The organism is Rhodovulum sp. BSW8 (assembly GCF_003314725.1).
In the GTDB taxonomy this organism is placed as follows: domain Bacteria; phylum Pseudomonadota; class Alphaproteobacteria; order Rhodobacterales; family Rhodobacteraceae; genus Rhodovulum; species Rhodovulum visakhapatnamense.
On the sequence record NZ_QNVX01000005.1, the window covers coordinates 557039 to 582570 of the forward strand.

General features: G+C 69.7%; 28 protein-coding genes and 1 pseudogene. 9 read left to right on the top strand and 20 right to left on the bottom strand.

Annotated features, from left to right (window positions below):
- Positions 1 to 62 precede the first annotated feature (62 nt).
- Positions 63 to 671: a DUF177 domain-containing protein gene (locus tag DSD19_RS04910; protein WP_243627681.1), complete on the bottom strand. Its 609-nt coding sequence runs from the start codon at positions 669 to 671 to the stop codon at positions 63 to 65.
- Positions 672 to 772: 101 nt separating this feature from the next.
- On the opposite strand from DSD19_RS04910, the gene DSD19_RS04915 reads away from it, so the two are divergent.
- The gene (locus tag DSD19_RS04915; RefSeq protein WP_243627683.1) at positions 773 to 1219 is read left to right on the top strand and encodes an outer membrane protein assembly factor BamE; all 447 of its coding nucleotides are present in this window, start codon (positions 773 to 775) and stop codon (positions 1217 to 1219) included.
- Between the two features lie 62 nt (positions 1220 to 1281).
- On the opposite strand, the gene msrB is transcribed toward DSD19_RS04915, so the two are convergent.
- Complete coding sequence (gene msrB, locus DSD19_RS04920; protein WP_075785903.1) at positions 1282 to 1707, bottom strand: peptide-methionine (R)-S-oxide reductase MsrB; 426 nt, start codon at positions 1705 to 1707, stop codon at positions 1282 to 1284.
- Between the two features lie 108 nt (positions 1708 to 1815).
- Here msrB and DSD19_RS04925 point away from each other — a divergent pair, with 108 nt between their 5' ends.
- Together DSD19_RS04925 and DSD19_RS04930 are read left to right on the top strand one after the other, a co-directional pair.
- The gene (locus DSD19_RS04925) at positions 1816 to 2562 is read left to right on the top strand and encodes a GNAT family N-acetyltransferase (protein WP_108027673.1); all 747 of its coding nucleotides are present in this window, start codon (positions 1816 to 1818) and stop codon (positions 2560 to 2562) included.
- A gap of 159 nt (positions 2563 to 2721) precedes the next feature.
- Entirely contained in the window at positions 2722 to 4554 is a 1833-nt protein-coding gene (locus tag DSD19_RS04930; protein ID WP_113668733.1) for an ABC-F family ATP-binding cassette domain-containing protein, read from the top strand.
- Here DSD19_RS04930 and DSD19_RS04935 read toward each other — a convergent pair.
- Positions 4551 to 5162, bottom strand: coding sequence for a hypothetical protein (locus DSD19_RS04935; RefSeq protein WP_113668734.1), 612 nt, complete (start codon positions 5160 to 5162; stop codon positions 4551 to 4553). The two genes, DSD19_RS04930 and DSD19_RS04935, sit on opposite strands and share 4 nt — an antisense overlap.
- The gene (locus DSD19_RS04940) at positions 5159 to 5914 is read right to left on the bottom strand and encodes an SDR family NAD(P)-dependent oxidoreductase (protein ID WP_113668735.1); all 756 of its coding nucleotides are present in this window, start codon (positions 5912 to 5914) and stop codon (positions 5159 to 5161) included. Before DSD19_RS04940 ends, DSD19_RS04935 begins: the two co-directional genes overlap by 4 nt.
- Positions 5915 to 6682: 768 nt before the next feature.
- Between DSD19_RS04940 and DSD19_RS22200 the strand changes: the two genes are divergently transcribed.
- Both DSD19_RS22200 and DSD19_RS22205 read left to right on the top strand, forming a co-directional pair.
- Positions 6683 to 7417 carry a hypothetical protein gene (locus DSD19_RS22200; RefSeq protein WP_243627685.1) on the top strand — a complete coding sequence of 245 codons (735 nt, stop codon included), beginning with the start codon at positions 6683 to 6685 and terminating at the stop codon, positions 7415 to 7417.
- Positions 7414 to 8034 (top strand): alpha/beta fold hydrolase, encoded by a 621-nt coding sequence (locus DSD19_RS22205; RefSeq protein ID WP_243627688.1) that lies wholly within the window; start codon positions 7414 to 7416, stop codon positions 8032 to 8034. Before DSD19_RS22200 ends, DSD19_RS22205 begins: the two co-directional genes overlap by 4 nt.
- Positions 8035 to 8192: 158 nt before the next feature.
- On the opposite strand, the gene DSD19_RS04950 is transcribed toward DSD19_RS22205, so the two are convergent.
- The 5 genes from DSD19_RS04950 to DSD19_RS04970 form a co-directional block, all read right to left on the bottom strand.
- The gene (locus tag DSD19_RS04950; protein WP_113668736.1) at positions 8193 to 10235 is read right to left on the bottom strand and encodes an ASKHA domain-containing protein; all 2043 of its coding nucleotides are present in this window, start codon (positions 10233 to 10235) and stop codon (positions 8193 to 8195) included.
- A 60-nt stretch (positions 10236 to 10295) separates the two neighbouring features.
- Positions 10296 to 10526 (bottom strand): N-(5'-phosphoribosyl)anthranilate isomerase, encoded by a 231-nt coding sequence (locus DSD19_RS04955; RefSeq protein ID WP_075785909.1) that lies wholly within the window; start codon positions 10524 to 10526, stop codon positions 10296 to 10298.
- 63 nt (positions 10527 to 10589) lie between these two features.
- The gene (locus DSD19_RS04960) at positions 10590 to 11540 is read right to left on the bottom strand and encodes a methyltetrahydrofolate cobalamin methyltransferase (protein WP_113668737.1); all 951 of its coding nucleotides are present in this window, start codon (positions 11538 to 11540) and stop codon (positions 10590 to 10592) included.
- Positions 11541 to 11548: 8 nt separating this feature from the next.
- On the bottom strand, positions 11549 to 12478 hold the full coding sequence (locus tag DSD19_RS04965; protein WP_243627691.1) for a methylenetetrahydrofolate reductase: 930 nt from the start codon (positions 12476 to 12478) through the stop codon (positions 11549 to 11551).
- A gap of 20 nt (positions 12479 to 12498) precedes the next feature.
- A complete protein-coding gene (locus DSD19_RS04970) occupies positions 12499 to 12801 on the bottom strand; it encodes a virulence factor (protein ID WP_113668739.1) in 303 nt (100 codons plus the stop codon).
- A 504-nt stretch (positions 12802 to 13305) separates the two neighbouring features.
- Between DSD19_RS04970 and DSD19_RS04975 the strand changes: the two genes are divergently transcribed.
- The 3 genes from DSD19_RS04975 (at position 13306) to DSD19_RS04985 (ending at position 16029) form a co-directional block, all read left to right on the top strand.
- Positions 13306 to 13971, top strand: a complete 666-nt coding sequence (locus tag DSD19_RS04975; protein WP_113668740.1) for a hypothetical protein — start codon at positions 13306 to 13308, stop codon at positions 13969 to 13971.
- Between the two features lie 158 nt (positions 13972 to 14129).
- On the top strand, positions 14130 to 15242 hold the full coding sequence (locus DSD19_RS04980; RefSeq protein WP_113668741.1) for a Ppx/GppA phosphatase family protein: 1113 nt from the start codon (positions 14130 to 14132) through the stop codon (positions 15240 to 15242).
- A 79-nt stretch (positions 15243 to 15321) separates the two neighbouring features.
- Positions 15322 to 16029: an RlmE family RNA methyltransferase gene (locus DSD19_RS04985; protein ID WP_113668742.1), complete on the top strand. Its 708-nt coding sequence runs from the start codon at positions 15322 to 15324 to the stop codon at positions 16027 to 16029.
- A gap of 22 nt (positions 16030 to 16051) precedes the next feature.
- Here the strand turns inward: DSD19_RS04985 and DSD19_RS04990 are convergent, their stop codons facing one another.
- The 6 genes and pseudogenes from DSD19_RS04990 to DSD19_RS22210 all read right to left on the bottom strand — a co-directional run bounded on the left by DSD19_RS04990 (position 16052) and on the right by DSD19_RS22210 (position 19632).
- Positions 16052 to 17023: a quinone oxidoreductase gene (locus DSD19_RS04990; protein WP_113668743.1), complete on the bottom strand. Its 972-nt coding sequence runs from the start codon at positions 17021 to 17023 to the stop codon at positions 16052 to 16054.
- 3 nt (positions 17024 to 17026) lie between these two features.
- Entirely contained in the window at positions 17027 to 17431 is a 405-nt protein-coding gene (locus DSD19_RS04995) for a carboxymuconolactone decarboxylase family protein (protein ID WP_113668744.1), read from the bottom strand.
- 67 nt (positions 17432 to 17498) lie between these two features.
- Positions 17499 to 18320 (bottom strand): cyclase family protein, encoded by an 822-nt coding sequence (locus tag DSD19_RS05000; RefSeq protein ID WP_113668745.1) that lies wholly within the window; start codon positions 18318 to 18320, stop codon positions 17499 to 17501.
- A 370-nt stretch (positions 18321 to 18690) separates the two neighbouring features.
- Positions 18691 to 19065, bottom strand: a complete 375-nt coding sequence (locus DSD19_RS05005) for a Hint domain-containing protein (protein ID WP_113668746.1) — start codon at positions 19063 to 19065, stop codon at positions 18691 to 18693.
- Positions 19066 to 19126: 61 nt separating this feature from the next.
- Positions 19127 to 19177, bottom strand: a pseudogene (locus tag DSD19_RS22715) (hypothetical protein); the annotation flags it as partial.
- On the bottom strand, positions 19165 to 19632 hold the full coding sequence (locus DSD19_RS22210; RefSeq protein ID WP_243627696.1) for a calcium-binding protein: 468 nt from the start codon (positions 19630 to 19632) through the stop codon (positions 19165 to 19167). The gene DSD19_RS22210 and the pseudogene DSD19_RS22715, both read right to left, overlap by 13 nt.
- Before the next feature lie 290 nt (positions 19633 to 19922).
- Here DSD19_RS22210 and DSD19_RS05020 point away from each other — a divergent pair, with 290 nt between their 5' ends.
- Positions 19923 to 20255 (top strand): hypothetical protein, encoded by a 333-nt coding sequence (locus DSD19_RS05020; protein ID WP_075785920.1) that lies wholly within the window; start codon positions 19923 to 19925, stop codon positions 20253 to 20255.
- 58 nt (positions 20256 to 20313) lie between these two features.
- On the opposite strand, the gene DSD19_RS05025 is transcribed toward DSD19_RS05020, so the two are convergent.
- The 5 genes from DSD19_RS05025 to DSD19_RS05045 all read right to left on the bottom strand — a co-directional run bounded on the left by DSD19_RS05025 (position 20314) and on the right by DSD19_RS05045 (position 25527).
- Positions 20314 to 21687 carry an FtsX-like permease family protein gene (locus DSD19_RS05025; protein ID WP_113668748.1) on the bottom strand — a complete coding sequence of 458 codons (1374 nt, stop codon included), beginning with the start codon at positions 21685 to 21687 and terminating at the stop codon, positions 20314 to 20316.
- Complete coding sequence (locus tag DSD19_RS05030) at positions 21684 to 22373, bottom strand: ABC transporter ATP-binding protein (protein ID WP_113668749.1); 690 nt, start codon at positions 22371 to 22373, stop codon at positions 21684 to 21686. Before DSD19_RS05030 ends, DSD19_RS05025 begins: the two co-directional genes overlap by 4 nt.
- 6 nt (positions 22374 to 22379) lie before the next feature.
- On the bottom strand, positions 22380 to 22847 hold the full coding sequence (locus tag DSD19_RS05035) for a hypothetical protein (protein WP_113668750.1): 468 nt from the start codon (positions 22845 to 22847) through the stop codon (positions 22380 to 22382).
- Positions 22848 to 22922: 75 nt separating this feature from the next.
- Entirely contained in the window at positions 22923 to 24677 is a 1755-nt protein-coding gene (locus DSD19_RS05040; protein ID WP_113668751.1) for an alkaline phosphatase, read from the bottom strand.
- A 412-nt stretch (positions 24678 to 25089) separates the two neighbouring features.
- The gene (locus tag DSD19_RS05045) at positions 25090 to 25527 is read right to left on the bottom strand and encodes an SRPBCC family protein (protein WP_113668752.1); all 438 of its coding nucleotides are present in this window, start codon (positions 25525 to 25527) and stop codon (positions 25090 to 25092) included.
- Between the last annotated feature and the right edge of the window lie 5 nt (positions 25528 to 25532).

The window sequence follows — 25532 nt, forward strand, 5'->3', positions numbered from 1 at the left end:
CCCAAAGGGGCGGGGCGAGGTCGCAGGCCCGGGCAGGGCGCGGCAAAACCCGTCCGCCCCGATCAGTCTCCGCTGTCGCTTCCGCCGGTCTCGCCGTCCGGGCCGTCGGCGGTTTCGCCCTCCGCACGGTCGCGAAGCCGGGCCAGAGCGGCAAAGGGCTTGACCTCGGCATCCTGCATCGGCGCCGTTCCGGGCGCGGCAAAGGTCGCCTCGCCCAGTTCGGCCCCCTCGGCGCGCGGATAAAGCGGCAGCGCCAAGGCCAGCGCCTCTTCCAACACCCGCGCCAGGTCAAGCGTATCGGGCAGCGGCTCCTCGCTGTCGTTCTCGGGCATCTCGATCTCGTCGCCCTCGGGCCGGGACGGCATGTCGGCGCGGTAAAGCCGCAGGACCGGGCTGTCGATCCGGGTGGTCACCGGCGCCAGCGTGACGACGCAGGGCTGTACCACCGTGGCGCCAAGCTCGGCCTCGAGCCGCCAGTCGCGCGCGCCTTCGGGCCGGATCTGGCCCGCGAAGCGCAGCTTCTTCAGCGCGGACAGGCCAAGCCGGCCGGCAAGCTCGGCGCGCTCGGCGGGTTCGGGGATCAGCGTGAAGGCGACCGGGTCGCGGCCTGCGCGACGGTCAAGCCGCAGGGGCGGGACGGTGCCTTTGGGCATTTCAGGTGTGTTGGCCATGGTTCACGTTCCATTCTTGAACCCGGGGCATACGATCTGCTAAGCGGGATAGAAGTGAAAAACCCCTGTGACAAGAGGTTGCGATGGCAAGGCCCCGGGCAGTGCACGCCAGATTGGTGCTGGCCGCTATTCTCTCTGCGGGCCTTGTGGCCTGCTCTCCGATCCAGCGCAGCCACGGCTATGCTCCGTCCGACGAGGATCTCGCCGGGGTTACGGTCGGTGTCGACACGCGCGACAGCGTGGCCGAACTGGTCGGACCGCCGACGATAGGCGGCGTGATGCGCGACGATGCGTGGTATTACGTGCAAAGCGACTGGGAGACGGTCGGTTTCCGCGAACCCAAGGAGACCGACCGTCAGGTCGTGGCGATCTCCTTCGACAAGTCCGGGACGGTCGAGAATGTCGAACGGTTCGGGCTGGAGGACGGCCGCGTGATCGCCCTGAACCGGCGCGTGACCGAAAGCAACATCAAGGGCGTCTCGTTCCTGCGGCAGATGCTGGGCAATATCGGCCAGTTCAATGCCGAGGACATCATCGGCGACCGCTGAGCGCACACCGCGTCCCGACCGGGACGCGGAATGGCAGCCCCCGGGGCCACCTGGCTCTGACCTTAGTCCGCGTCGGTGTCTCTGCCGTCGCCGCTGCTGTCTGGCGTGAAGTCGAGCGCCACGCCGTTGATGCAGTAGCGCAGCCCGGTCGGTGCGGGGCCGTCCGGAAAGACATGGCCCAGATGGGCCGCGCAGGCCAGGCAATGCACCTCGGTGCGCTTCATCAGAAGGCTCCGGTCGCTCCGCTCGCCGACCGCGTCGGGGCTGGCCGGACGGGTGAAACTGGGCCAGCCGGTGCCGCTGTCGAACTTGTCGGATTGCGCGAAAAGCGGGGCGCCGCAGCAGACGCAAGTGTAGGTGCCGGGCGCCTTCGGAAAGTCGTCATGCGAAAAGGGGCGTTCGGTCGCGTGCTTGCGGGTGACCCGGTAGGCGAGGTCCGACAGCTCGGAGCGCCATTCGGAATCGGGTTTGGAAACTTTCTGGGTCATTTGGTCTCGCGGGTCCTGTCAGGGTTTCGTCACATCTTGTGTGCTATCGGCCTTCGGACAATATCTAGGCGGGCGATCCAGTCCCGCCAGTCCCGTGGAGCCGTCACGATGCTGTCACTTCGCAAGGGCCGCTATGCCGCGCGGCTGGCCGAAACCCCGGCCGATATCCTCGCCGCGCAGCGTCTGCGCTATCTGGCCTTTCGCGCCACGGACACCCATCCCGAAGGGGCCGATGCGGATTGTTTCGATGCCGTCTGCCGTCATGTGCTGGTCGAGGAGACCCGCAGCGGCACGCTGGTCTGCTGCTTCCGGCTGCTGCCGCTGAAGGGCGGGGCCGAGATCGGGCAAAGCTATTCGGCCCAGTATTACGAGTTGTCCGCGCTCGAGACCTTCGACGGGCCGATGGTCGAGATGGGGCGGTTCTGCATCCACCCGGCCTGGCGCGACCCCGACATCCTGCGCGTGGCCTGGGGGGCGATGACCCGATTCGTGGATGAGGAGAAGGTCGAGATGCTGTTCGGCTGCTCGTCCTTCAAGGGCACCGAGGCCGAGACCTACATGGATGCCTTCGCGCTCTTGCAGGACCGGCATCTGGCGCCGAAACGCTGGCTGCCGCGCGTCAAGGCGCCGAACGTGTTCCGCTTCGGGCAGATGTTGCGGCGCCGCCAGCCCGACGCCCGGCGGGCGATGCTGGGGATGCCGCCGCTCCTGCGCAGCTATCTGGTGATGGGCGGCTGGGTATCGGACCATGCGGTGGTCGATCGCGATCTCAACACGCTGCATGTCTTCACCGGGCTCGAAATCCGGGCGATTCCCCCCGCCCGCAAGCGACTGCTGCGCGCCTCGGCCGGATAGCGCGCGCGGAATTTCGCACGAAATTCCGTGAACGGTCCCCACCGCCGCCGCCCCGGGGGCCAAAAATTCTTCGCCGAAGAATTTTGCCCGCCCCGCCCCGACCGGGGTTTCCCTCTTCTGCCGCTTGACCGGCGCAACCCGGCATCATACCCAGCGCCCATGGCCCGCGCACCCCTTCTTCAGCTGTCGTCGATCTCGCTCACCTTCGGGGGAGGCCCGGTCTTTGCCGGGCTTGATCTGGTGATCCAGGAGGGCGACCGGGTGGCGCTGGTCGGCCGCAACGGCTCGGGAAAATCGACCCTGATGAAGGTCATGGCCGCCCTCGTCGAACCCGATTCCGGCGCCCGCGTGCTGTCGCCCGGCACCTCGGTGGGCTATATGGAACAGGAGCCCGACCTCTCGGCCTATGCCACGCTGGGCGATTTCGCCGCCGCGGCGCTGGCCCCGGGCGAAGGCTATCGCGCCGAGATGGCGGCCGAGGGGCTCAAGCTCGATCTTTCCGCCCCGGCCGCCACCGCCTCGGGCGGCGAGCGCAGGCGGGCGGCGCTGGCGCGCCTGCTGGCCGCCGCACCCGACCTGATGCTGCTCGACGAGCCCACCAACCATCTCGATATCGAGGCCATCGGCTGGCTCGAGGCCCAGCTGGCCGAGACCCGGTCGGCCTATGTGCTGATCTCGCACGACCGCGCCTTCCTGCGCGCCCTGACCCGGGGCACGCTGTGGATCGACCGGGGCGAGGTCCGCCGCCAGGATCGCGGCTTTGCCGACTTCGAGGACTGGCGCGACAAGGTCTGGGCCGACGAGGACGAGGCCCGCCACAAGCTCGACCGCAAGATCAAGGCCGAATCCCGCTGGGCGGTCGAGGGCATCTCGGCCCGCCGCAAGCGCAACCAGGGCCGCCTGCGGGCACTGCATGCCATGCGCGACGACCGCTCGGCGATGATCCGCCGCCAGGGCACCGCGGCGATGGCGCTGGAGGCGGGGCCCAAATCCGGCAAGCGGGTGATCGAAGCGACCGAGATCTCGAAAAACTTCGGCGATCGCGTCATCCTCAAGCCCTTCTCGCTGCGCGTCCAGCGCGGCGAGCGGGTGGCTCTGGTCGGACCCAACGGTGTCGGCAAGACCACGCTTCTGAAGATGCTGACCGGCGAGCTGGCGCCCGACAGCGGCGAGCTGCGGCTTGGCACCAATCTGCAGATGGCCGTCTTCGACCAGAATCGCGCGGCGCTCGATCCCGACATGACGCTTTGGGAAAGCCTGACCGGCGATCCCGAGATGCGGGTGTCGGGCAAGGCCGACCAGGTGCTGGTGCGCGGCCAGCCCAAGCATGTCGTGGGCTATCTCAAGGAATTCCTCTTCGACGACGCCCAGGCCCGCGCGCCGGTGCGGTCCCTTTCGGGCGGCGAACGGGCGCGGCTCTTGCTGGCCCGGATCATGGCCCGCGAATCGAACCTGCTGGTGCTGGACGAGCCGACCAACGATCTCGACGTCGAGACGCTCGATCTGTTGCAGGAACTGGTGTCGGAGTTCGACGGCACCGTTCTTCTGGTCAGCCACGACCGCGATTTCCTCGACCGCGTCGCGACCACGACTGTCGCCATGGAGGGCGATGGCCGCGCGGTCGTCTATGCCGGCGGCTGGAGCGATTACCGGGCGCAGCGGGCCGAGGCCACCGGCCCCGGGCGGACCGTCGGGAAGTCCGCCGAGAAACCCTCCGCCGCGCAGACCAAACCGGAGCCGCCCCGTTCGAAGAAGGCGCCGGGGCTCAGTTATACCGAAAAGCACCGCTTCGACGCGCTTCCGGCCGAGATCGCGCGGCTGGAGGCCGAGATCGCCAAGCTTGAAGAACTGCTCGACGACCCCGATCTCTTCACCCGCGAGCCGGTCAAGTTCCGCAAGGCGACCGAGGCGCTGGTCGCGCGGCAGGAGGCCCTGTCCAGGGCCGAGGAAGACTGGCTGGAGCTGGCCGAAAAGGCCGAAAACGCAGGCTAGCCCGGTCCGGCGGCGGCACTTGGGTGCAGCACCGGCCGATAGCCCGCCGCCAGTGCCGCGACCGTGGGCGCCGGGGTCAGAACCGTGACCTCTCCAACGGGGCGGGGGCGGGCCGCGCCATAGCCCGAAGGCTTCCAGGGCAGGGCGACCCTTCCCAGAATCAGATGCGGGGTTGCCTCCAGCAGCACGAAGGCGCCGTCGGGCAGGGCGGCAGCCGGGGCCGTGTGGCGCCGCTGATCCCGGCTGGACGGGCAAAGCCGCGCCGCATGCAAAGCCGCATCGAGCCTGCCCGCCGTCCCGACCCCGAAGGCCAGGGCGAAGCGCCGGAAATCGGCGCGGCGGCACTCGGCGCAGGGGCGGTGCCCGGCCGCCAGCGCCACCGCCTCGTCCAGAAAGAAAAGCTCGGTATAGCGCCCCGGCGTCATCACCGGGCGGTGACGGCCGCGAAACTGCAAAAGACAGCAGATCCAGGCCTTGTGGCGCCAGCGCGCCCGGCCGAGCCGTCCGTCGGCATCGTGCAGGCAGCCGCGGTTGCCCATGAACAGACCGCGTGCCGGGTCGGCCACGATCTCGCCCAGGGGCGTGACGCGGGTCTGCCGCGGGCTCATCTCATCCGCAGCCCTGCGTCCAGCCGGATCACCTCGCCGTTCATGTAGCCGTTCTGCAGGATATGCAGCACAAGGGCTGCGTATTCCGCCGGGTCGCCCAGCCGGGGCGGGTTCGGCACATCGGCGGCGAGCCCGTCCATGACCTCCTGACCCAGCCCCTCCAGCATCGGGGTGCGGAAGATCCCCGGCGCGATCGCCATCACCCGGATCCTCAGCCCGGCCAGATCGCGCGCGAGCGGCAGCGTCATCGCCGCGATACCGCCCTTCGAGGCGGCATAGGCGGCCTGGCCCTTCTGCCCGTCATAGGCCGCGACCGAGGCGGTGTTGACGATCACCCCGCGGCAGCCGTCGTCATCGGGGGTGTTCTGCGCCATCTCGGCGGCAGCCAGCCGCAGCACGTTGAAACTGCCGATCAGGTTGATCTCGACGGTGCGGCGAAAGCTTTCCAGCCCGTGCGGCCCGGACCGGCCCAGCGTGCGCTCGGCCGTCGCGATGCCCGCGCAGCTGATGCAGGCGGTGATGCCGCCCATCTGCGCCGAGGCCTCGCCCACGGCCTGTTCGACCGACGTTTCGTCGGTCACGTCGACCGGCTGAAAGCCCGCGCCGATTTCGGCAGCCAGCTCCATGCCGCGGTCGGTATCCCGGTCCAGAATGGTCACCGCCGCCTCGGCCGCGCAAAGCGCCCGCGCCGTCGCCGCGCCAAGTCCAGACGCGCCACCGGTGACGATGGCCCTCGTTTCGCTGATCTGCATCCGCCCCTCCGTTTGTCTCAGAGCTAGCGCCCGCCTGCGGGGCTTGTCCAGTGCCGGGCGGCCGCGACGGCGGGTCGTCAAAGGGACGCGCCGGGTGCCGGGCGGCGTTCGCCGAAGGGCAGGGTCCGGCGCGGTGCCATGCCGGTCCGGCCGGATGCGGCGGGGCAGGAGGTGACGCGAGGTCTTGGAGATTGCCCCTAAATAACTGAAATAAAATCAGAAAGCCACGAATCAATCCCGGGTTGAACTCTCGCCGGCAAGGCTTGTCTTGCCACTGCGAACAACTGACCGAGCGACCCGGTGCCGACGACGACCCGCCTCTTTCCGCGGTACCCGCGCATCAGGGCCGCGGCCGCCGCGCGCCCGCGAATGCCCGCGCGCAGGACCCGGGCGCCCGGCGAGACGTCCACCAGAATCCGGGCGCAGCCGGATCGTCCTCTCGACCGGAACGTCGCCGGGCGGTCCGCACGCGGCGGCGTCGATCGTTCCTCCCATCACAACGATGACCAAATTGCCGCGGGGTTCGAGACTGGTCGCCCTGTCGGTTCCTTTGTTGGCCGGGGCCGTCCCGCAGCCACCGGCGCCCCGTTTGACGCGATCCGCCGACCGGGGCTTCCTTCGGCCCCTGTCGGCTGCGCAACGCATCCGGGCAGGGCGGTGTGCCCGGCGTGGTGGCGGCCGTGTTTCCGGGACCGCGCGGCCGTTGTTTTCCGGCGATCCCTGCATTTCCCGGTAGACCGACCTGGCCATGGGGAACTGAGGGGCGCGATGGCCCCACCGCAGGATCAGGCGATCGAGATCCCGTTGTTCGGCCAACTCAGGGTTCGCCGGGATGCCATCGGCGTGCCGGGGCCGAGGTCGCGGAAGTCGCGGGCGCTTCCGGCCTTTCTGATGGCCACCGTACGGCCATACCGGCGCGAGAAGCTGTGCGAGCTGTTCTGGGATCTGCCCGCCAACCCGAAGGCGGCGCTCCGCTGGGCGCTGACCAGGATCCGCAAGGCGGTCGATTCCGCCGTCCGTCCCCGGATCATCGCCGGCCGCGAGCGGGTGGCCTTTGACGGAGCGGGGTTGAACGTCGATCTGCGCGCGATCCGCACTTGCCTAAGCGACGCTGCGGCCAGCTATGCCGAACTGGAGGATGCCGCCCGGCGGCTGGGCGAGGATCTTCTCGACGGGGCCCGACGGGGCTCGACGAGGCTCGACGGGGCGGGCGACGCGGCCTTCGCGTCATGGCTGGCGGCCGAGCGCGAGGATGCCGCGGTGATTCGGGCCGGGGTTCTGGGGCGTCTGGCCCGCCCTCCCGACGCGCCGCGCGGGGCCGTGCAGACATGGCTGCGGCTCCGGGAAGAGGCCGCCCCCGATGACGGGTCTGCCAAGGCCGTCCCGTCCGTCGGCGCGCCCCGGCGCCGGGTCCATCTGCGCGCGCGGCGCATCGGCTTTGCCGGGTGCGGGACGGGACCAAGATCGCCTGAGCCACGGTGGGCGCCGGTCCGCCGCCGGTGAAGGCGGCCAACTGGCTGACCCATATCGAACACGACTGGAACACTCCGATCTGGGGCGCCTGTTTCGACGAGATCGCGCGCCGGCGCACCTTCGTGCGCTCTGACGAACGCGGCTGCGGCCTGTCGGACTGGAAGGTCGAGGATCTGAGCCTTTCGGCCTTCGTCGAGGATCTCGAGGCGGTGGTCGATGGCATGGATCCGGGGCGGTTTCCGCTGCCGGGCATTTCCCAGGGCGCGGCCGTCTGCATCGAATATGCCGCGCGCCATCCCGACCGGGTGAGCGGGCTGGTCCTGCTCGGAGCCTATGCCTCGGGCTGGCGCCACCATGCCAGCGCCGAGGAAATGTCGCGCCGCCAGGCGGTGCGCGCGCTGACCCGGCTGGGCCGGGGCACCGGCAAGTCGGCCTATCTGCACAACTTTTCCCGGACCTTCATGCCCGAAGCCGCGCCCGAAGAGCTGACCTGGTTCGACGAGTTTCAGCGCCTGACCACCTCGGCCGAGAATGCCGCGGGGTTTCAGGAGGCGTCCGGCGACATCGACATGCGCCACCGGCCGGCGCGGATCGAGGCCGCGACGATCGTGCTGCACGCCGCCCCAGCGACCAGAGGATTCCGGTAGAGCAGGCGCGGCCGATCGCGGCCTGGATCCCGGGGGCGGCCTTTGTGCCGCTGGCCAGCCGGAACCATGTCTTGGTCGATTTCGAACCGGCCTGGCAGACCTGCATGGCGCGCGTCCGCACCTTCCTGGACGAACAGGGGATCTGAGGGGCGCCGCGCCTAGCGCGGCCGCCGCCGCCGTCGGCCCTCGCCCTCGCCCCGGCTGCCGCCAGTGTTGAAATCCACCCTCGGCAGCGGCGCGATGCGGGCCAGTTCGGGGAACGGGTCCGACGCATGGGGCAGGGCGTTCGCGGCCACGAAATGGTCCTGAAAGCGGGGCTCGATGGCGGTCTCGACCTTCTCGATACGGCGCACGTTCTCTTCGATCAGGCGGCGTGCCGCGACCGAACACAGTGCGATCCGCGCGCCGGTCCCGGCCGCGTTTCCGGCCGAGCGGACCCGGTCGAGCGGCACATCGGGGATCATGCCCAGCACCATGGCATGCAGCGGGCTGATATGCGCGCCGAAGGCCCCGGCCAGCACGACCCGGTCGACCCGGTCGACGCCGCGGCGGTCCATCAGCAGCCGCGCGCCCGCGTAAAGCGCGGATTTCGCAAGCTGAATCGCCCGGATGTCGCCCTGGGTCACGGCGATGTCGCGCCCGCCCGTGGCAGCGCCCGCCAGCAGCAGATAGGACTGGGTCCGGCCCTCGGGGCGGCAGCGGTCCGATCCGGTCTGGGCCGCCGAGCCGATCAGGCCCGAGCCATCGACAAGGCCTGCCATCCGCATCTCGGCCACCGCCTCGATGATGCCCGAGCCGCAGATGCCGGTGACCCCGGCCGGGCCGAGCGCGGCGGCAAAGCCCGGATCGTCGGACCAGAGCTCGCAGCCGATGACCCGGAACCGCGGCTCCTTCGTCTCGGGATCGATCCGCACCCGTTCGATCGCGCCGGGGGCGGCGCGCTGGCCCGCACTGATCTGAGCGCCCTCGAAGGCGGGGCCGGTGGGCGAGGAACAGGCCAGCACCCGGGTCCGGTCGCCCAGCAGGATCTCGGCATTGGTGCCGACATCGACGATGAGGGTCAGGTCGTCCGAGGTCTCGGGCGCCTCGCTGAGCGCGACGGCGGCGGCGTCGGCGCCGACATGGCCCGCGATCAGCGGCAGCAGATAGGCCCGCGCCTCGGGATTGATCGACCCGATGCCGAGGGCGGCCGCCGGAAGCGTCGCGGCCTCGGACGTGGCCAGCGCGAAGGGCGCCTGGCCCAGCTCGACCGGGTCGATGCCCAGCAGCAGGTGATGCATGACCGGATTGCCGACCAGCGCCGCCTCGACGATGCAGCGCGGGTCGATCCCGGCCTCGGTCGCGATCCCGGCCGCAAGACCGTCAAGCGTGGCGCGGACGGCCGCCGTCATCTCGGCCGCGCCGCCCGGGTTCATCATCGCGTAGGAGACCCGGCTCATCAGGTCCTCGCCAAAGCGGATCTGCGGGTTCATCGCGCCGGACGAGGCGATCACCTCTCCGGTTGCCAGATCGGTCAGATGCAGCGCGATGGTGGTCGAGCCGAGATCGATGGCCAGACCGCAGAGGGGCGCCTCGAAGAAGCCCGGCCAGATGTCGAGGATCTCGGGACCCGAGGCGCCCCGGTGGAGCGCGAGGGTGACCGTCCATCCGCCCTTGCGAAGCGCGGGTTGCAGCCGCGACAGCACCGAGAGCGGACAGGCGGCGGGCGGCAGGTCCCACTGATCGGCAAGGGCCGCGTTGAGCCTTTGCAGATCGCCCGAAGGGGCGTGCAGGTCCGGTTCGGCCATCTCGACCAGGCAGAGCCGCGTCGCCGGATCGGTCTCGACCGCGCGGACCTCGGCGGCCTTGCGGACGACCTGGCGGTGAAGCTGGCTTTCGGGCGGGACATCGATCACGACATCGGCGAGGATCCGGGCCTGACAGCCCAGCCGCCGACCCGGCGCCAAGCCGCGCTTTTCGTCATAGCGGCGCTCGACGTCGTTGAGCGGCGAGAGGGCATCCTCGGCGACGGACAGGCCATGTTTGGGGAATGCGCCGCGGCCGGGCGAGATCTGGCATTTTGAGCAGATGCCGCGACCGCCGCAGACGCTGTCGAGATCGACGCCCAGTTGGCGGGCGCCCTCGAGGACCGTGGTTCCGGCGGGCACCTGGCCGCGTTTGCCGGAGGGCGTGAAGACGACGCGCGGCATCTCGCGGCTCATCGGGGCCGGGGCCGCGATTTTTCTGCGAAAAATCGGGCGCGGGGTGGCCAGCCGGCGGTGTCAGCAGATGACGCGCAAGCCATGGGGGTTGCAGATGACGATAAGCTGCCCGCCGCATTCGACCAGGTGAAAGCCGCGCAGCTGCACCTCGGCCACGAAACGCTCCATGCCGATCTCGCGTTCGACCCAGCGCCGCGACCGGCGCACGACGCCGCCCTTGGCCACCGCCTGGGCCGAGAAGACCGAGGCGATCCAGCTGTCGGGAACCGAGCGGCGGGCGGCAAAGTCCATGCGTCCCAGTCTGCAGCCATCATGGTTAAAAACCCCTTACCTCTTCTATGCCCGGCGCGGGTCTCAGCCGCGCCGCCGCCGCCGCCCGCCGCCCTCGGCGGCCGCCGCCTGCGAGGCTTCGGCGAAGCTTGCGCCCTCGGCGACCGCGTCCAGCACCCGCGAGAAGCGGATCCATTCCGCCCCGTTGGCATCGTGATTCATCAGCAGGTTGGCGGCACGCACCGCCTCCATCTCGACTGGCCGGACCGGGTTCATGATCGCCGAGGTCATTCCGGCGCCGATCGCCATCGGCAGGAAGGCTGCGTTGATGCCGTGGCGATGGGGCAGCCCGAAGGAGATGTTCGAGGCCCCGCAGGTGGTGTTGACGCCCAGTTCGTCGCGCAGGCGCCGCACCAGCGCAAAGACCTGCTGACCGGCGCTGGCCATCGCCCCCACCGGCATCACCAGCGGATCGACCACGATGTCATGGGCGGGGATACCGAAATCGGCCGCGCGCTGGACGATCTTGCGGGCCACCTCGAAGCGCACGTCGGGGTCCTCGGAAATGCCCGTGTCGTCGTTCGAGATCGCCACCACCGGCACGTTGTATTTCCTGACCAGCGGCAGGACGCGGTCCATCCGTTCCTCCTCGCCGGTGACCGAGTTCAGAAGCGGCCGCCCCTGGGCCGCGGCAAGACCGGCCTCCAGCGCCGCGGGCACCGAGGAATCGATGCAGAGCGGGGCATCGACCAGACCCTGGACCAGTTCGATGATCCGGCGCATCAGCGGCGGTTCGGTCTCGTTCGGGTTGGGGTTCGAGTTGTAGACCACCCCGGCATTGACATCGAGCACCATGGCCCCGCAGGCCACCTGCTCGAGCGCGTCCTTCTCGACGGTCGAGAAATCGCCTGCCTCCAGTTCGGCCGCAAGCTTCTTGCGGCCGGTCGGGTTGATGCGTTCGCCGATCACGCAGAACGGTTCGTCGAAACCGATCACGACGGTCTTGGACTTGGACTCGAGCACGGTACGGGTCATGGAACTCCTCAGGCGTCCTGGGTGGGGGCAAGGCCATGCTCGGCCAGCCACCGGGTGTTGGTCGCGATTCCGCCGAGCGGGAAGAAATGCACGTTCTGGATGGGAAAATCGGGGTCGCGCGCGGCGGCGGCGGCCAGATCCGACAGGAAGGCATCGGGCGTGAAGGGCAGCACCAGCTTGCTGACATCGCGCGCGCGCCGTTGCAGAACCGCCAGCGACGGGCCGATACCGCAGGCGATGGAATACTTGACCAGGGTCTGCAGCTTGGCTGGGCCGGCGACGCCGATATGGATCGGCAGGTCGACGCCCTGCGCCCGCACCCGTCTGGCCCAGGCCGTCACCGGCCTGGCGTCGAAGGCGAACTGGGTGACGATGGCCATCTGCGCATCGGTGCGTGCGGCAAAGGCCTGCTTCCAGCCAAGCGCCGCCATCATGTTGCGGTCCGACCCGTCCGGATCGATGTCGCGGCTGCCCTCGGGGTGGCCCGCCACATGCAGATCGGTGAAGCCCGCCTTGTCGAAAAGCCCGGTTTCCAGAAGCTGCATGGACGAATGCAGATCGCCGCGCGGTTCGGAAATGCCGCCCGCGAGGATCAGCCCCCGGGTGACCCCGGCCTCGCCCGCATAGCGCGCGATCCAGTCCGAGAGCGTCGCGATGTCGGGGATCGAGCGCGCCGCGAAATGCGGCATCGGCGCAAAGCCCTCGTCGGTCAGGCGCCGGGCGGTCGCCACCATGTCCTCGATCGGGGTGCCGTCGAGATGGGCGATGTAGACCCGGGTGCCCGCGGGCAGCAGCGCGCGGAAATCGGCGATCCTGGCGGCCGTCTTCGGCATGACCTCGATCGAATAGCCGCGGACGAACTCGGCCAGCGGCCCGGCACGCGTGCCCGCGGCCCCTTGCGCGACCCTGTCGCTTTTTCTGAAGTCCAGCAGTGCCATCACCCTCTCCCGCAGCCTGTTCATGCCCGTTGCCAGCCGGCAGCGGCAATCAGATCCTTCAGGCGGCCCGCATCGTAGTCGGTGTCGATCCGCGCCGCCTCGGCTTCGGCCAGGGCGTCGGGGTCGCCGTCACACGCGACGGGTTCGGACCGGCGCCATTCGGCCAGGTAGGCGTCGCTGTCCCTGGCGCCCACCTGCATCGCACAGCGGTCGATCGCCTGCTCGAACCGCTCGGGCAGCACCCGTTTGGCGGCCCGGCGGCCCCGGCCCACGATCACCTGCGCCGGTATGTCGCGCCAGTAGACGATGACGAGCTCGGGCATCCGATTCCCTTTCTTGCCTGAGTCGGTTCTAATCCGGCCCCGGGCCGCGCCGGAGGCGGATTTCGACAGGATGGACGCGCGTTGCGACCTCGGCCCGGATCGCGCGTCGGTCCGGCCCCATTCGTGCCCCCCCCCTCCCGCCCGGTTTCGGCGCGTTCGGGTGGCAGGGTCGGGGCGGTCCCGGGCCGATGACCCGACGGAACGGGCGGCGGAGGCCCGAAACGGACATCCACTGTCGCGGGCGCCTCTGGGCGCGGCACTGGTCCCGGTTGATGTGGAGACAATCGGCGCACGATGCTGGAACTGTCCTTGGGTCAACCGGAAAAAATGGTTAATATCTCGGAATTGCTTGAAATTCTCAAAAGAATGCGCCTTTTTCTGGTCCAAAGGAGATCCGGGCTGCGCCATAATTTCGGTGTCGCGGGCCGAGGCCGGAAAATTCGGCCGCTCCGGGGTCTTGGCAAAGGGTCGGCGCAGTGGCAGCCGGCGGAAAAGGACAGAACAATGAAAGCGGATCGGGCAGGGGCAATCGGAACGGTCGCGGGGCTGGTTCTGGCGCTGGCGGGCGGCATGGCCCCGGCATCGACCCTGGCGCCGGACGGCGGGCGCATGATGGTCGCGGGCGCGGTGCCCGGGCATCCGTTGCTGATTGTCGACCGCACGCCCGTCCGGCGGGGCTACGGCCCGGCCGACCGCCGTGCTGCGGCCGAGGTGGCCATTCCGCTTGGCGTCAGCGTTTGCCGCCATGCCGCGGCCGGGGTGACGCCTGCCTGTGCGCTGATGATGCCCGCTGTGCTGGCCGCGAATGCGGGGGCGCGGGACTTCCCGCCGCGGCCCACCCTCCTTGCCCGGGCCGATGCCGGGACCGACACCGCGTTCTGGCCCGATCCCCTGGGCTCGGGACGGCGGGGCGGCGGCCCGGACGGTCACGCGGCACTGCCCTGGGCGGCCCCCGGCGCTGTCAGCGGCGGCACCGGCGGGCGGCATCGTTCTGACCCCGCAGCCGACGGGTCCGGCGAAAGTGGAGACGGCGGAACGGGCGGCGAGGATATCGGGGGCGGTACGGGCGTCCGGCCTGACGATCCGCTGCCGGTGCCCCTGATGCCGAGTGCTGCCTTCCTGCTGGCCGCGATGGCCGGTTTCGGGGCGGTGTCGCGCCGCCGGTCCTGACCGTTCCCGTCTTCGCGCGGCCATCGTCGCGGAGGCGGGGGTCGTCCCCCCGGATCGGGACGGGAGGGGCGGATGGCGGCGCCCGGGAGCGATCTGCGCCATTGCACGAACGCCCCCGGCCCGTTACCCTGCATCCAACTCGATTGGAGGGCGATCCTATGGCGCCCAAGCGTCCGAATGGTGCGGGCGCGTTTCCCAAGGCGGTAGAGACCCCCGCGCCAGTTCCGCCCGATCCTGCAGCGCTTTACGCGGCTCTGGATCTCGGAACGAACAGTTGTCGTATGCTGATTGCCCAGCCGAAGGGCAGTCAGTTCCATGTCGTGGACAGCTTTTCCAAGTCTGTCCAGCTGGGCACCGGCCTGGAAGGGTCGGGTCGGCTCAGCCGTGCCTCGATCGCGCGGACGGTCCAGGCGCTCCGGGTCTGCAAGGGCAAGCTGGAAAAGCACCAGGTCGAACGCATGCGGCTGGTGGCGACCGAGGCCTGCCGCCGCGCCGTCAACGCGCGCGAGTTCATCAAGCTGGTGCGGCGCGAGACCGGGCTGCGGCTGGAAATCATCCAGCCCGAGGAAGAGGCGCGGCTGGCGGTCGTGTCCTGCGCCCCGCTGGTCTCGACCAAGACCGAGCAGCTGCTGGTGGTCGATATCGGCGGCGGCTCGACCGAGCTGGTCTGGATCGACCTGTCGATGGTGCCGCGCGCCGACCGGCCGCGGGCGATCATGCGGCTGCATGCGGGCTTTCACAGCGAGACCGGGCCGTTTCCGGCGGCGCGCGTCGTCGACTGGATCTCGGTGCCGCTGGGGGTCGCGACGCTGAAGGAACAGTTCGACGACGTCGAGGACGACCATGCGCGGTTCGCGCTGATGAGCTGGTTCTTCGAGGAGAACCTCGCCAATTTCTCGCCCTATGCCGCCGAGCAGACCAAGGCCGGCTTTCAGATCATCGGCACCTCGGGCACGGTGACGACCGTGGCGGCGAGCCATCTGGGTCTTCGGCGCTACGACCGGACCAAGGTCGACGGGCTTCGCATGACGTCGGGGCAGATCGACGAGGTGATCCGCCGCTATCTGGAGCTTGGCCCCGAGGGGCGGCGGGCCGATCCGAGGATCGGGCGCGACCGGCATGCGCTGATCATGTCGGGGGCGGCGATCCTGCAGGCCTTGATGCGGGTCTGGCCGACCGACCGGATGTCGGTTGCCGATCGCGGGCTGCGCGAGGGGTTGCTTTACGCGCAGATGAGCGCGGACGGGGTGCTGGAGGAGGGCCCCTTCTGATGCGCCCTTGCCGCGGCGGCCCGGCTGGGGCAGATGTCGCGTCTGGGTATTTTTGCCAAGAAGAAGAACGAAGGCCGGGATGACGGAGAAGAAGGGATCGAGCGGGCGCGGACAGCGCGACCTGAAGGTCAAGGTCAAGACCGCGCGCGGGCGCCGGCTTTCGTCGACGCGTTGGCTGGAACGGCAGCTGAACGACCCCTATGTCAAGCGCGCCAAGGCCGAGGGCTATCGCGGACGCGCGGCGTTCAAGATCCTCGAGCTGGATGACAAGTACCGGTTCCTGGTGCCGGGCGCCCGGGTTGTCGATCTGGGCTGTGCGCCGGGCGGCTGGTGCCAGGTGGCGGTCAAGCGCGTGAATGCGCTGGGCGAGAAATCGGGCAAGGCCATCGGCACCGTGCTGGGGGTCGATCTGCAGGAGGTCGAGCCCATCGCCGGGGCCGATCTGCATCAGCTGGATTTTCTGGCCGACGATGCCGACGAGCTGGTCAAGGGCTGGCTCGGCGGGCGCGCCGATGTGGTGATGAGCGACATGGCGGCGGCCTCGTCGGGTCACAAGCAGACCGACCACTTGCGGATCATCGCGCTTTGCGAGGCGGCGGCGGCTCTGGCCTTCGACGTGCTGGACGATGGCGGCACTTTCGTCGCCAAGGTGCTGGCGGGCGGGGCCGAGAGCGGGTTGCAGTCCCTGCTGAAGCAGCGCTTTGCCAAGGTCGCCAATGTCAAGCCGCCCGCGAGCCGGTCGGACAGTTCCGAGAAATTCGTGGTCGCGACCGGGTTCCGGGGCTGATCCCCGGAGCCCGGCGCACAAGCTACGGCAAGAGCACCGTCGCCCCGGTGGTGGCGCGGGATTCAAGCGCGCGATGGGCCTCGGCGGTCTCGGCCAGCGGCCAGGTTTTCCCGACCCGGGGCGTCAGCGTGCCCTCGGCGACCGCCGCGAACAGCTCGGCCGCGCGGGTGCGAAGCTCGGCCGGATCGGCGATGAAATCGAACAGCACCGGTCGCGTCGCCGACAGGCTGCCCTTGGCCAGATCCGGCAGGCGGAAGCCATCGGGCAGGCCCGAGGACTGGCCGAAGCTCACGAACATGCCGCGCGGTTTCAGGCAGGCGAGCGAGCCGCGCCAGGTGTCCTGTCCGACGCTGTCATAGACCGCGTCGACGCCAAGCCCGTCGGTCGCGGCCATCACCGGCGCCACGAAGTCGCCCGCGCGGTAGTCGATCACCTCGGCATAGCCATGGGCGCGGGCAAGCGCCGTCTTTTCGGGCCCGCCCGCGGTGCCGATGGCGCGCACGCCCTTCGCCGCCAGCCATTGCCCCAGCAGAAGCCCGACGCCCCCTGCCGCGGCATGGACCAGCACGGTCTGGCCTTCGCGGACCGGAAAGCTCGAGGTCATCAGGTACTGCGCGGTCAGCCCCTTCAGCATGATCGAGGCCGCGATCTCGTCGGGGATGGCATCGGGCAGGGGCACCAGCCGGTCGGCGGGCAGCACCCGCGCGGTGCAGCAGGCGCCGGTGCGCGTCGTATAGGCCACGCGCTGGCCGACCGTGAGCCCCTCGACCCCGGGGCCGACCGCCTCGATGCGGCCCGCCGCCTCGCTGCCGGGGATCAGGATCTCGCCCGGCCAGGGATAGAGGCCCGAGCGGAAATAGGTGTCGATGAAATTCAGCCCGACCGCGCCGTGCCGGACCAGCACCTCGCCGGGGCCGGGGGCGGGCGGGGTCCAGTCGACCCAGTCAAGCGTTTCGGGGCCGCCCGGCGCGCGGGCGATGATGGCCTTGTCCATGGCTCAGACCTCGAATTCGGGATCGACCGGCACCTGCATCGCGGTGACCAGGGCATTGGTCTGCGAGGCCAGCCCGATCACGGCGAGGAAGTCCTGGTACTGGGCCTCGGTCATGCCCTTGGCGCGGGCCGAGGCGGTATGGGAATGGGCGCAATAGGAACAGCCATTGGCGACCGAGACCGCCATGTAGATCAGCTCCTTGGTCAGCGGGTCGAGCGGGCTTTCGGTCGCCATCACCGCCTTGACCTGCGCCCAGGTCGTTTCCAGCACCGCGGGCTGGCTGGCCAGGGCCCGCCAGACATTGTTCACAAAATCGGTCTTGCGGGTGGCGCGGATGTCGTCGAACACCGCCTTGACGCGCGGGTCGGCTTCTGCCTCCGCGTCGCTCCAGATCTTCACCGTGGCCATCGGGTCTCCTTGGGTTGGGGAAGGGGCCGCTCCGGGCCAGGGGCGCGGGAGCGGCGGGAAAACAAGCTCAGACCAGCGCGAAGATCCGCGCGGGCCCGCCGGTGCCACCCTTGTGCTTGGGCGCGCCGATTACCAGCGTCGCGCCCGCCGCGGGCATCCGGTCGAGATTGGCGAGGCATTCGATGCCGAACCGCCCCGAGGGCAGCCAGGCGTAATGGGTCGCGAAATCGGGCGAGTTGCCCGGATCGAGCGACAGCGTGTCGGACCCGATCGAGGCCGCAGCGGTTTCCTCGATCAGCATCTCGGCGGCCTCCGCGTGGAAGCCCGGATAGTGCTGCACGCCCTCGGCATCGGCATTGCGAAAGCCCGGGCTGCTGGCCTTGTCGCCCCAGCCCGAGAACATCGCGACGCAGGCATTTTGCGGGATCTCGCCATGGGCGGCGATCCAGGCGCGGATGTCGTCGGGGGTGAGGGTGGTGTCGGCATCCTCGGCGGCGCGGGCGGCGATGTCGATCACGCAGAGCGGCGCCACCAGGTTTTCGACCGCGATCTCGTTCACCGCCGCGCCATCGGCCGAGAAATGCAGCGGCGCGTCGATATGGGTGCCGGTATGTTCGTTCACGCGGTATTCGGCCAGGTTGAAGCCGTGCTCGGCGAAATTGAACTTCTGGTCCCAGAAGAACTGCTGTTCGCCGAAGAAGGTGGGAAAGTCGGCCGAAAGCTCATGGGTCATGTCGGTCACCGCCGCATGGCCCTGCGCCAGCGCCCGGGGCGCCGAGGCGGTCAGCCCGGCGGCCGCCGCCAGACCGGCCCCCGCCGCCCCGGCGAAGAAGCCGCGCCGCGACAGCATGCGGTCCTTGACCGCCGTCATCACGCAGATATCGCACATGTTGGAAATCTCCCTGTTCCCGGGGCCAGCCGTCCCGCCGACCCTCGGGCAGAGCTTAGTAAGCTGCTGGCAAAACTGTCAAACACGCTGCTCTGCCGGGAAGCTGGGGTTTGATGCCGGTTTGCGGCCCGGAACGGATGTCCCGGCGCGGCTTGGGCGCTGTCCGGCGTTTCCTGCGTGGGGCACGGGCAGGCCACGACGCGGGCGCGGGCGCGGGGCGGGGCGGGCGAAAAGCGTGGTGTAGGTCCGGCCGAAGGCTTGGACCCGGCGGGCATCGCGCAGAAGGTCCGGGACAGGGCCCTGCCTTCGATGCCGAGGCATCCGAGGCCCGGTCGGGCCTTGCCGCGCCCTCAGGCGGGCCGGGCGCGGGTCAGCACAGGACGCACACGGCGGGCCATCGCGGGCAGGGGGCGGTGCCGAAAAGGCGCCGGAGCGGCCCGGCGCTTCGCCGCAATTCCGGACCGATACAAAGCGTCTCGCTCCAGATCCCGTCGACGCAGACAAGCTCATGCGTGCCGAGGTTCAGATGCAGATACAGCAGCGGGGTCCTGCGCCGGGCGGGCTGCAGGCGGGCCAGACCCAGTTTCTCGGCCAGATGGCGGGCGCGCACAATCACCTCGCGCCCGTCGGGCGCCTGCGTCGGACCCCCGTGCTGGCGCGACAGCAACATGGCCCGGTCCGGCCGCTCCGGCCCCAGCGCGCCGACCGCGATCCGCACCGGGCATAGCGCGGCATTGGCCGCCATCTCGCGCGGCCGCCATCTCGCGCGGGACGACGCGGCGGCGCAGGAGGCGTCCGACCGGGCGCGGGCCGTTGGCGCGCGTCTCGACCAGATCGCCGGGCCTCAGCCGGTCGATCCGGCGCGGCCCCTTCGGCGTGGCGATCCGCGATCCCGCGGCAAAGCAGGGCAGGCTGGGACCGGGGGCGGCTTGTAGCTGTCGGACCCGACCAGGCGGGTCCGGATCTGGTCTTCGGTGACGGCATCGTTCCAGGAAAAGGACCGGTCCAGCGCCATGCGGTCGTCCCGGTCGCCGCCCGCGATGCTCAGCGTCCAGATCCGGCTGTCCTCGGTCGGGGTGATGACGATGGCGTCGTCGCCCGCGGCGCCAAGCAACTGATCGTCGCCGGACCCGCCCGTCAGTACGTCATTGCCGTCGCCGCCGAAGATCGTGTCGCCTTGCGATCCGCAGTCGATGGTGTCGTCGCCCGCGCCGCCCGGGATGGTGTTGTTGCCCTCGTGCCCCTCGATCAGATCGCGCCCGTCGGTGCCCGTCAGGCTGTTGCCGGTCCAGTCGCCGTCGAGTGTCGCCACGCGTCCGTCCTCCGCTGGTCCCCACCCCGCTTGTAGGCGGGGGCGTATTAAAACGGGTTTGACAGGTTCGCTCAACGTTCTCTTTCCTCACGGCGTCCGGCGGGGCGCCGGACGGCGGAGCCTTGCCGCGGCCGGGCGATCCTACGGCAAGAATCCGCTTGCAGATCGCGCGCGAATATATTGAAACAAATCGCCTTTTGCGGGAGTTAGTCCTTTATCTTACGTTCCGGAGATACCGCATCCGCTCCGGTGTTCGCCTCGATCGGTGCGGGAAGGAGATGCAGACGGCAATGCTTGTGCTTTTCACACTCGCCTCGATTGCTGCGGGAGCGCTTTCGGCTTTGGCGGGCGCCTTGCTGCTGGACAGTGGATGGGCGACCGTTCTGCTGTGTTACTGGCTGGGCGGTATGGTCGGCGGCGGCGCCGCCGTGACGGTCGTGGCGCTGCGGGACGAGCCCGAGGACGACACCGATCGCTTTGTCGGGACCCCGCCCGATCTCGGGGTCGGCGAAACCGCCCGGACGCGCCCGGACCCCGCAAAGCCCCAGGCCGGGGCCGAACCGGTCGAGGCGGACCCGGGCACAGCGCGGAGCCGGATATGCGAGGGCTGCGATTCCCATTGATCGCCGCGCAGGACGCCCCGGCAGATCCGGCGCCCTGCGCCGCGATGCGCGCGACCGCTCAGTCGCGCAGGGCGGCCGCCGGGGGTTGGCGATAGGCCAGCCAGGCCGGGACCGCCGACAGCCCCGCCGCCCCCAGCACCAGAAGACCGAAGCCCAGCAGGTCGCCCGGGGCGAAGGCGACCGGCAGCGGGAAGCCCCGCTCGGCCGCAAAGGCGCGCGACAGACCCTCGGTCGCGGCAAAGCCCAGCCCTAGGCCCAGCAGGATGCCGGTCCCGAACAAAAGCGCCAGTTCCAGCCAGACGATGCCGAAGACCGCCCCGCGCGGCGCGCCGAAGGCCCGAAGCGCCCCGATCTGGCGCCGCCGCTGGCCGACCTGGATCACCGTCACCAGCAACAGCGCCGCGGCGACCAGTGTCTGCGCGCCGACCGCGACCGCGACCAGCACCCGCTTGGCATCGCCCAGCATTGCGTAAAGCCCGGTCAGGACCTCAGCCGGAAAGACCGCCAGCGTGTCGCCCGTCGCGCGGTAGTCCTGCCGCAGGCGGTAGGCATCGGCGATGCTGCGGGGCTTGACCAGGATCGCCGGAAGGCCCGGAGCCTCGCCCGCCGCCCAGGTTTCGTCAAGCGGCGCATCGGGGTCGAAGGCCGGGGCGTCATGGCTGTCGTGATCGTCGTGATCGGCGTCGCCGTGATCGTCGCCATGGTTTTCGGCGTGGTCTTCGCCGGCGGCATGGGCATGGGCGTGGTCCTCCTCGTCATGCCCATCCGCGTCATGCGCTTCTTCGTCATGCCCCTCGGCCTCATGGTCGTGCCCGTCATGCGCCTCGTGCCCAAGCCCGTGGACATGCCAGACCGCCTGGATCGGCACCAGAACGGCGCGGTCCCAGGGGGTGCCGGTAGGGTCGAGCCGCCCGGTGACGCGATAGGCGATACCGGCATGGGCATGGCCGCCCTCGGCCTGCTTGCCATGGGTCGGAACCAGCGTGTCGCCCAGGGCCAGATCGACCGCCGAGCCGATCACCGCCTCGCCCTCGGCGGCGAAGGCGCGACCTTCGGCAAAGCCGGTCGTCGTCATCTCGATCAGCGTGGTGGTGGTGCCGATCACCGGAAAACCCGCCACGAAATCGCCAAAGCCGATGGGGGCCGCCCAGGCCACGCGCGGGTCTTCGGTCAGCGCGACCAGCGTGTCGCCCGGCATCAGCGGCAGCGCCGCGGGCTGCAGGAAGACCGAAGACAGCACCAGTTGCGTGGCGCTGCCCGGCGCGCCGACGATCAGATCGAATTTTTCCGAGGCGCGCGCGCTGCCCAGACGCAGGGCGCGTTCCTGCAGGGTGACGGTCGTTCCCAGTGCCACCGCCAGCGCGATCAGCAGCACGATGACCGCCGAGCCGAGGCGAAACCGTTTCAGGTCGGCCAGAACGAAGTGGATCATTGCCGGGCTCCTTCGCAGCCGCTGTCGGACAGGATCTCGCCGCCGGAGAGGCTCAGCACCCGGTCGAGCCGCGCGGTCAGGCGGCTGTCATGCGAGACCACGATCAGCGTGGCGCCCGAGCGATGGGCGAGGTCGATCAGCAGCGCGCCGATGGCCGCGCCGTTCTCCGGGTCGAGGCTGGCGGTGGGCTCGTCGGCGACGATCACCCCCGGGGCGCGCAGAAGCGCCCGCGCCACCGCCACGCGCTGCATCTCGCCGCGCGACATGGTCTCGACCGGCTGGCCGGGTCGGTCCAGACCGACCTCGGCCAGCAGCGTCCGGGCGCGGTCCTTCAGGGCCTGATCGGCGACCCGCGACAGCCGCGCGGGCAACAGCACGTTCTCAAGCGCCGAGAGCCCCGGGAAGAGGTGGAAATCCTGCATCACCAGACCGATATTGGCGCCGCGCCAGCGGTCGCGGGCGCCTTCGGGCAGGCGCGCGATATCGGTGCCGTCCCACAGCACGCAGCCGCTGCCGGGCGGGGCGAGGCCGGTGACGATGTTCACAAGCGTCGATTTTCCCGAGCCCGAGGGCCCGGTCACCGCGACGCGGGCACCGGCGGGAATGTCCAGATCGGGGATGCGCAGCACCGGGGCGGCGAGGCCGGGATAGGCGACTTCGACAGACGACAGATGAAGACCCAACATGGCGGTTCAGACCTTGGAATAGCGCGCGTCGCGCAGGCGCAGCTGGCTGACGAAGCCGGTCTCGGGATCGACCCAGGACCCGCGGTCGAGCTGCCCGGTGACCTCGATGGTCTGGTTGGGCTGCACGAAGGTCTGGCTGCGGTCGAGATAGACCACGACGATGTTGTCGGGCCAGTCGGTATCGGTCGAACAGAACGGACACAGCGCCATGGGGATCGCGGTCAGCACGAAGAAATTCGATTCCGCTTTCAGCGGCGGCGCCATGAAGCCCCGGATGCGCACCCTCTGCCCGGTCAGCGCGATCACCTTGTCCGAAAAGGTCAGGCCCAGCGGGCTGAAGGCGCTGTAAAGCTCGTCGAAGCCGATCAGCGGGGTTTCGGCGGCGGCCGGGCGGGGGGCGGTCAGAAACATGAGACCGGGCAGGGCGGCAAGGCACAGCCTGCGGGTCCGGTCGGGGGCGGCGGGGTCGGTCATGGCGGTCTTCCGGGGCAGGGGAAAGGAATGGGGCCTGCCCGGACGGTGTTCCGCCCGGACAGGCCCCGCGTCAGGTCATTTCTGGACGGTGCCCAGCGCGAAGGCGTCGGCCAGAACCTTGTAGACGTCCGACTGTTCCATGTAGCCCTTGAACGCCTCGGCGCCCGGCCCGGTCGCCTGCAGCACCACGTCGTCGACCGCATGGACCGCGGTATCGGCCGATTTCGGCAGGTTGCCGATCCGCAGCACGGCGCCGGGGAGGTCCTTGTAGGCCTCGTTGGCGACGTATTCGCCCTTCTCGTTCTTCACCGACGGCTCGAACGGGCCGTCCATCTTCGGCCGCCAGGTTTCGTAATAGTCGGGGAAGTTGCCCGAGAAGATCGCCAGCCGCCGCGACACGTCGATCTTGTCGGGATAGCCGTCGCCGTCGGCATCGGTGTAGGTCGGGAAGCCGGCGGCGTCATAGGTGCCGACCTTCTCGCGCATCTCGTCGCCGGGCTTGTCGTCGTCGATGGTGCCGATCACCGAAACGCCATGGGTGTGGTCGCCGGTGACGACGATCAGCGTGTCGGGATGGGTTTCGGCAAAAGCGCGCGCGGCGGCCACGGCCTGGTCGAACTCGATGGTGTCGATGACGGCGCGGTCCCAGTCCATCGGGTGGGACATCTTGTCGATCGAGGCGCCCTCGACCATCAGGAAGAAGCCGTCCTCGTTCTTCGACAGCTCGTCCAGCGCGGTCCGGGTCATCTCGACCAGGCCCGGCTGGTCGGGGAACTTGCCGACCGAGCCCTGATGCAGGAAGCTGCGGTCAAGCTTGGTGTCCATGTTGCCGGTATGGAAAAGACCCAGCAGCTTGCCGCTGTTCGAGCCGCGCGCCGCGTCAAGCTCGGCCGCGCTGGTGGCCAGCGTGTAGCCCGCCTCGCGGAACATCGCGACATAGTCCTTGTCGTCTTTCCGCTTCGATCCGGGGATGTCGGACTTGAGGAAATAGGCCGAGCCGCCGCCCAGCATCACTTCGGGCTGGATGTCGTAGAACATGCCCACGATATCGGCCTTGTCGCTGCGCTTGCGGGTATGCGAGACGACGGCCGCAGGCGTCGCGTCTTCCAGTTCCGAGGTGGTGACGACGCCGATGGATTTTCCGGTGGTGCGGCGCAGGGCCTCGGCGATGGTCTCGACCCTGGGGTCGTCCTGGGTCGGCGCGGTGCGGTCGGCATAGACGCCCAGCGCGTTCACCCGCGACTTGTGGCCGGTCATGTAGGCCGACATCGTGTTGGCCGAGTCGGTCGCGATCGAATGGGTCGACGAGGTGCCGATGAAGGCCATGTGGTCGAGATCGTCCATCGCCAGACGGCCGTCCGCCTTGCCCTCGGTCATGCCCTGCGACATGATCCGCGCCGCGGTCCGGTGCGCGACCGACAGCCCGTCGCCGAGGAAGAAGATGATGTTCTTAGCCTTGGGCGTCTCGGGGGTGGTGTAGACCTCCCAGGTCACGGTCTTGGTCTCGTCGCCGGCCTTGACCTCGACGGTGTAGCTGCCCGGCTCGGCCAGGGCCAGATCGCGCAGGATCAGCGCCGATCCCAGCACGGCGTCATCGGCGCCCTTTTCTTCGGCGACATACTCGGCGGCGGTGCCGAAGGTTTCGGCATAGGGCTTGCCGTTCACGGTCACGGAAATGTCGGCCTCGGGATGCACCGCGTCCAGCTCGACCTTGAAGTCGAACGGCGAGGACACGAGGATCGTCGCCCGGTCGAGCGGATAGACCGCCGTGGCCTGCGCCGCACCGGCGAGAATCGTGCTGGCGGCGAGCGCTGTAAGAAGAGTTCGCATGGGTACCTCTGCTGTGGAAGGAAGAAGGGGGTGGTCCCTCGCGGTCCGGTTAACGACGGCATGTATCGGTCTTGTGACAAACCGGCAGGTCCGCGCTGGCGCGGCCTGTGTGGGCAGAGGCGGCATCCCGACGCGATGACGCCACGGGCCATGACCTTCCCCAAGGGGAAGGTCCGGCCGCTTTGCGTCGGGCGTCCGGGCCGCTGTCAGCGTCCGGGCCGTGACCGGTCAAGGGACGCGGCACCGCAGGCGGGGAGGGGTATCGGCCGCACCTTTGCGCCCGGTCCCGCCGGAGCGGTCGGGATCGGGTCCGGGGGCGGTCCGGCGGGAGCGGGGGATCAGGTCCGACCGGGGCGCGGGCGGCCCGGCAAGGGGGCGGGTCGGCGGCGCGGGCCGCCGACCGCAGCGACGATCAGGCGAGGTGGCGTTTCAGCGCGGCCCAGCCTGCGGCAAAGACGCCTTCGGAAATCACCGGGCCGTATTTGCCCCGGTCTTCCGGCGCCTCGTCGAAGACCGCTTCCCAGAGCGCGAAGGTCTCGCCGGTCTCGGAGACCGGGAACAGCGCGATCCGGGCGATGTAGTTCTCGACCGGGAAGGCCGGCTTGACGAAGCTGTAGCTCAGCGTGAACGCGCTGTCGTCCAGCGACAGCAGCTTTTCACGCACATGCCCGGCGCCGCCCGCCAGATGGAAGGACCGCACCGCGCCGACGGCATCGGCGCTGCGGCCGTCCTCGATCTCGCTGCGCTCGATCGCCGGGTGCCAGCTGGGCAGCCCGTTGAAGTCGCGCAGGATTTCCCAGACCTTCTCGATGGGCGCGGGGATCACCGCGCTGGCATAGGCCCTGGCCATGATGT

Coding starts and splice junctions, on each gene's coding strand:
- DSD19_RS22200 (WP_243627685.1), top strand. CDS start 6,683: ATGGCCCCACCGCAGGATCAGGCGATCGAGATCCCGTTGTTCGGCCAA.
- DSD19_RS04990 (WP_113668743.1), bottom strand. CDS start 17,023: ATGGACAAGGCCATCATCGCCCGCGCGCCGGGCGGCCCCGAAACGCTT.
- DSD19_RS04970 (WP_113668739.1), bottom strand. CDS start 12,801: ATGCCCGAGCTCGTCATCGTCTACTGGCGCGACATACCGGCGCAGGTG.
- DSD19_RS04960 (WP_113668737.1), bottom strand. CDS start 11,540: ATGACCCGTACCGTGCTCGAGTCCAAGTCCAAGACCGTCGTGATCGGT.
- DSD19_RS05005 (WP_113668746.1), bottom strand. CDS start 19,065: ATGGCGGCCAATGCCGCGCTATGCCCGGTGCGGATCGCGGTCGGCGCG.
- DSD19_RS04965 (WP_243627691.1), bottom strand. CDS start 12,478: ATGGCACTGCTGGACTTCAGAAAAAGCGACAGGGTCGCGCAAGGGGCC.
- DSD19_RS04975 (WP_113668740.1), top strand. CDS start 13,306: ATGAAAGCGGATCGGGCAGGGGCAATCGGAACGGTCGCGGGGCTGGTT.
- DSD19_RS05025 (WP_113668748.1), bottom strand. CDS start 21,687: ATGATCCACTTCGTTCTGGCCGACCTGAAACGGTTTCGCCTCGGCTCG.
- DSD19_RS05030 (WP_113668749.1), bottom strand. CDS start 22,373: ATGTTGGGTCTTCATCTGTCGTCTGTCGAAGTCGCCTATCCCGGCCTC.
- DSD19_RS04935 (WP_113668734.1), bottom strand. CDS start 5,162: ATGAGCCCGCGGCAGACCCGCGTCACGCCCCTGGGCGAGATCGTGGCC.
- DSD19_RS04995 (WP_113668744.1), bottom strand. CDS start 17,431: ATGGCCACGGTGAAGATCTGGAGCGACGCGGAGGCAGAAGCCGACCCG.
- msrB (WP_075785903.1), bottom strand. CDS start 1,707: ATGACCCAGAAAGTTTCCAAACCCGATTCCGAATGGCGCTCCGAGCTG.
- DSD19_RS05000 (WP_113668745.1), bottom strand. CDS start 18,320: ATGTGCGATATCTGCGTGATGACGGCGGTCAAGGACCGCATGCTGTCG.
- DSD19_RS04925 (WP_108027673.1), top strand. CDS start 1,816: ATGCTGTCACTTCGCAAGGGCCGCTATGCCGCGCGGCTGGCCGAAACC.
- DSD19_RS05045 (WP_113668752.1), bottom strand. CDS start 25,527: ATGGCCAGGGCCTATGCCAGCGCGGTGATCCCCGCGCCCATCGAGAAG.
- DSD19_RS04940 (WP_113668735.1), bottom strand. CDS start 5,914: ATGCAGATCAGCGAAACGAGGGCCATCGTCACCGGTGGCGCGTCTGGA.
- DSD19_RS04980 (WP_113668741.1), top strand. CDS start 14,130: ATGGCGCCCAAGCGTCCGAATGGTGCGGGCGCGTTTCCCAAGGCGGTA.
- DSD19_RS04955 (WP_075785909.1), bottom strand. CDS start 10,526: ATGGACTTTGCCGCCCGCCGCTCGGTTCCCGACAGCTGGATCGCCTCG.
- DSD19_RS04985 (WP_113668742.1), top strand. CDS start 15,322: ATGACGGAGAAGAAGGGATCGAGCGGGCGCGGACAGCGCGACCTGAAG.
- DSD19_RS04930 (WP_113668733.1), top strand. CDS start 2,722: ATGGCCCGCGCACCCCTTCTTCAGCTGTCGTCGATCTCGCTCACCTTC.
- DSD19_RS05040 (WP_113668751.1), bottom strand. CDS start 24,677: ATGCGAACTCTTCTTACAGCGCTCGCCGCCAGCACGATTCTCGCCGGT.
- DSD19_RS04910 (WP_243627681.1), bottom strand. CDS start 671: ATGGCCAACACACCTGAAATGCCCAAAGGCACCGTCCCGCCCCTGCGG.
- DSD19_RS04950 (WP_113668736.1), bottom strand. CDS start 10,235: ATGAGCCGCGAGATGCCGCGCGTCGTCTTCACGCCCTCCGGCAAACGC.
- DSD19_RS05020 (WP_075785920.1), top strand. CDS start 19,923: ATGCTTGTGCTTTTCACACTCGCCTCGATTGCTGCGGGAGCGCTTTCG.
- DSD19_RS05035 (WP_113668750.1), bottom strand. CDS start 22,847: ATGACCGACCCCGCCGCCCCCGACCGGACCCGCAGGCTGTGCCTTGCC.